Annotated in this window: 4 protein-coding genes; 1 reads left to right on the plus strand and 3 read right to left on the minus strand. The window is 61.5% G+C overall.

Annotated elements, in window-relative coordinates:
• The first annotated feature begins 468 nt into the window (after positions 1–468).
• Positions 469–975, plus strand: coding sequence for a hypothetical protein (locus tag AAC126_RS21840; protein WP_339857491.1), 507 nt, complete (start codon positions 469–471; stop codon positions 973–975).
• Positions 976–1,037: 62 nt separating this feature from the next.
• Here the strand turns inward: AAC126_RS21840 and AAC126_RS21845 are convergent, their stop codons facing one another.
• From AAC126_RS21845 to AAC126_RS21855, 3 genes are all read right to left on the minus strand, one after another.
• On the minus strand, positions 1,038–1,481 hold the full coding sequence (locus AAC126_RS21845; RefSeq protein WP_339857493.1) for a DUF1489 domain-containing protein: 444 nt from the start codon (positions 1,479–1,481) through the stop codon (positions 1,038–1,040).
• Positions 1,482–1,530: 49 nt separating this feature from the next.
• On the minus strand, positions 1,531–2,925 hold the full coding sequence (locus AAC126_RS21850) for an SLC13 family permease (RefSeq protein WP_339857495.1): 1,395 nt from the start codon (positions 2,923–2,925) through the stop codon (positions 1,531–1,533).
• 66 nt (positions 2,926–2,991) lie between these two features.
• The coding region (locus AAC126_RS21855) for a biotin/lipoyl-containing protein (RefSeq protein WP_339857497.1) at positions 2,992–4,181 on the minus strand (1,190 nt) is incomplete at its 5' end.

Consider the following 4,181-nt stretch of genomic DNA (forward strand, 5'->3'; position numbering starts at 1 on the left):
AACCTCTCAGGCCCGCCGCCTGCGCATCCCTTTCCTATATCTACAATGTCAAAGAACGCCTCCTCCGAAGAGGAGAGACAACGAAACCCTGTTCCGCCTTACCGGCGGCCCGGATATTCCCCGTCTTTGGAAGCCGCGAAGACGATCAACGTTTCGCGAAACCCGAATGTAGGCGAGGCCGCTGCTGGATGCAAGCCTCTTTTTTGGAGAGGCGTGTCAGCGCTGCGGCGCCGCGAAGTGGGCCGGTGTATAGGACCTCGGGACGGGGCCTGTCAACAGCGAAAAATCCTGACAGGCTCCAAAATTGATGGCACTATATATAGCATAAAAATGGCGCAAAAAAACACCCTATAGGGTGTCAACGGCAATTTAGCGCCATTGCTCGGGTCTCTGAATAAGGAAATAATCGAGATGCAAAGAGGGCGTCACGGCAGAATCAGATCGGCCGCGCTTCCATTGGCCATGCTTGTGACCGGATCAGTCCTGGCGCTTAGCGCCTGCGTGCCCCCCAATTTCACGCCTTTTGGCCAAACGGTAAGCACCGGCGCGCCTTCGGAAAAGGATGCGGAAACAGGTGGCGCCCAGAAACAGGACCGTGGCACCGGCCCACAATTCGCTGAATTCCGCGACATTCCGATCCCGGCCAACGCAGAGATTGATTTCGATAATCTGCTGGTACTTGGTGCCGAGGAAGGCTGGATCGGCCGTCTTGCCCTTACTGTCGGGCACAAAATGCCGGACATGTATGCCTTCTATGAACGGGAAATGCCGCGCTTCGGATGGATAAAAATCACCAGCGTCAGGTCTGCCATCAGCACCATGACCTATTCCCGCGGCGACCGCATCGCCTCGATCACCCTGCAAAGCCGTACGACAGGCGGGACAAATATCGATTTCACGGTCGCGCCGGCCAACCCGCTGGCCGAAAAAAGCGCCCTGCCCCGATCCGCCCCTCCGGCACCGGCCCCGTCTTGACGACACGCGATACATGACAACAACCGAGTAACGGTCTTCGGCTGACCGGTGTCCCGTAACCGTTACAGGATGCCGAGTCGCCGGAGTTCCGCCTGCATCTCATCGGGCATGGCAGCGTCTATATCACCGCCCGCCTCATAAAGATCCTGCGGAACGTTTGCTTCTTCCAGATAGCGCCAGCCCTGAAAGGCCCGCTGCGGGCGGGGCACCACCCGGACGACCTTCGGGTCGAGGACGATGCCGCAATGCGGCCGTCCCCCTTCCCCCATTTCGACTTCGTCCAGACGCTCTATCCGCTGGCGGGCACGGACCTGCCCCTTGATGACCCAATAGAGCGAGCCGCCTTCCAGTATCTCCTCCGCCCGGCGCGGAAAGGATCGGGTACGGTGTGTGCTGACCGGCTCCACACCGGATGCTTCCGCATGACGGACCTGCTCCGCGCGATAGTGCTCCAGCTGCTCCACCGTCTCGATCCCGACGCAAAGCTTGATCAGATTAAGAGGCATGGCTGTTGTCCGCTGGGTCCGGGGCTTGCTGTCTGGCGGTCATGTAGACCTAGCCAAACATACCGAGCAGCCACCACCAAGCGAAGTCCAGCGGCAGAATCAAGCCAAGCGATGCGATGGCCAGAAAGAAGCATGCCCGCGCACCAACCCGAATCGGCACGCCCCCAAGCTGCATGCCGATGATGAAGGGCGGCACCTGGTACGGCAGAATCACCGTCGAAAAACCGACGACAATCAGATTCAGCACGAGAAACACCGGAAAGCCGCTTGCCTCCGCCACCTGATCCGCGAGAGGTGCCAGGACGGCCGGCACGGCCGGCATGGTGGAAATCATCCCCATCAGGGTGCCGATACCGGCAATGGTCGCGAAATTCTGGGCCGGCTGCCCCGGCGCAAGACCGGCAGTCGCGATCAGTTTCTCGCCAATCCATCCGCCCAGTCCCGACTGCGAGACCAGCGCACCGACGGCAAGAATACCGGCGATATAGATCAACGGATTGAGGGATATTTTTTGCCGGTAAACTTCAGCGGACACCAGCCCCGCCCCCGGCATCAGGCAAAGCACGCCCACACCAAGCGACACCCAGGCGGCCGAAACACCATGGACCGCGTCCGTCGACCAGAAAACCAGCGCGGCGGCGAGATAGAGCGCCATCTTTCGCTCGGAAAGGCTCATGCCCGACCAGTTCCCGCGCATGTCTTCCTGCTCCGCTGCATCCGCATGGCCGGGCTCGCGGAACATCCAGGTCAGCAGCAGGGCAATCACCACCGCCTTGACCGCGCCAAGCACCGGGAAATGCAGCAGCAAATAGTCGAAATAGCGGATATGCACGCCGTGCGACGTTTCCGCCGCACCAACCAGCACATTGTTCGGCACATTCGCCGGAAGCACACCGACCGAGCAGAGATAGGAGGTAAGAATCATCGCCAGCACCATGCCGTTCCGCCCCTTGCTGCCCGCCGGATAGCCGAGCCGGTCGGCCAAAGCGGTCATGATCGGCATCAACAGGACGATTCGCGACAGGGTCGACGGCATCAGGAAGATCAGCACAACAGAAACAATGACGATCCCGGTAATGACCGCGCCGTAACCACCGGAAATACGGGCAGTGATGGCCCGGGCCAGACGCTTGCCAAGGCCGGTGACATCCACGGCCGCCCCGATGATCAGGCCGCCCAGAACAAGCCAGAAAGCACCCGAGGCGAATCCGGAGAACACGACTTCCGGCGGCGCGACGGAAAACACCATGGCGAGGAAGAACAGCAGCATCGCCACCAGATGCTCGGCAATGGCCCCCGTTGCCCAGAGCCCTATACAGAGCACAACCAGTGCTCCCGCGGGCGCCGCGCCGTCCGGCATGCCCGCAGGCGGAAATAAGGCCAGCCAGCCAGCAAAGGCAAAAACCGGCAGGAGAATCAGGTGGCGGGGCTGCAAATGCGACATCGAAAAACTCTTCAACTGAACAGGCGGGAAAGCGACCAGACGACCCGCCAGGCAGGCCCTTGCCGATCAGTCAGCGATACGCGTCTCGAAGAGCAGCAAATCCGCCCCCTCCTCGACCTGATCGCCGGGCCCGTAATGCAATGCCGCGACAACACCGTCATCCGGGGCCCTGATCACATGCTCCATCTTCATGGCTTCCAGCACCATCAACGGATCACCCTTGGCGACTTCCGCGCCTTCGGCAACATGGACCGCGATCAGTTTGCCGGGCATCGGCGCGGCGACGTGGCCGGAATCTTCCCCGGCCTCGGCTCCGGAAGCCAGTGCCGTTTTCAAAACATAGCGATGCGCCGTACCGTCGTAAAAGACCGTCACCGTGCCAGCGTCGAAGGCGGCCTCGGCATGGAGCGTAACCCCGTCAATCCGGGCCTCCAGGCGCCCGTCCTGATGCAGGGATACGCCAATCCGGACCTGCTTTTCCCCTTGTTCGAACACGTAGGTTCCGGCCTCAAGGCGGTAGAGCAATAACAGCTCGTCCGCCCCCTGCAGCAGCGTCACCCCGTGCTGGGGATTGTCATTCAGGCGCCAGCCATACGCCATTGCCCATGGCGAATAGGGATCCCCGCCAAGGCGGGCTTGCCGCACCACGTCCAGACGGTCCGCTTCCAGAAGAGCCGCAGCGGCAAGCAGCGGCATGCTTGCCGCCTCCCCGGCTCCACCGGCGGCAAGATCTTCGCGATAGGTTTCGATAAAGCGCGTATCGACTCCGCCAGCGATAAAAGCAGGGTGCTCGATGATTCGCTTCAGATAAGGGACATTGTTCGCCAGCCCGGCAATCCGAACCTGCCCGAGCGCCCGCGACATACGGCGCAGAGCCTCCGCCCGGTCCCGGCCATGGGTGATCAGCTTGGCGATCATCGGGTCGTAATGAACGCTGACAGAATCGCCCTCGGCGACGCCGGTATCCACCCGCACCCCGTCCATTTCCTCCGGGAAGGCCAGACGGCCCAGCCGTCCGGTCTGCGGCAGGAATTCGCGTTCCGGATCCTCGGCATAGATCCGCACTTCAAGCGCATGACCCGACGTTGAAATCCGGTCCTGCGCAAGCGGCAGCGTTCCGCCTTCGGCCACCCGGATCTGCCAGGCGACAAGATCCTCGCCGGTGATTGCCTCGGTCACCGGATGCTCGACCTGCAGGCGGGTGTTCATCTCCATGAAATAGAAGGCACCGTCCTCATCCATGATGAACTCGACCG

Source organism: uncultured Nisaea sp. (assembly GCF_963974195.1).
Taxonomy (GTDB): domain Bacteria; phylum Pseudomonadota; class Alphaproteobacteria; order Thalassobaculales; family Thalassobaculaceae; genus Nisaea.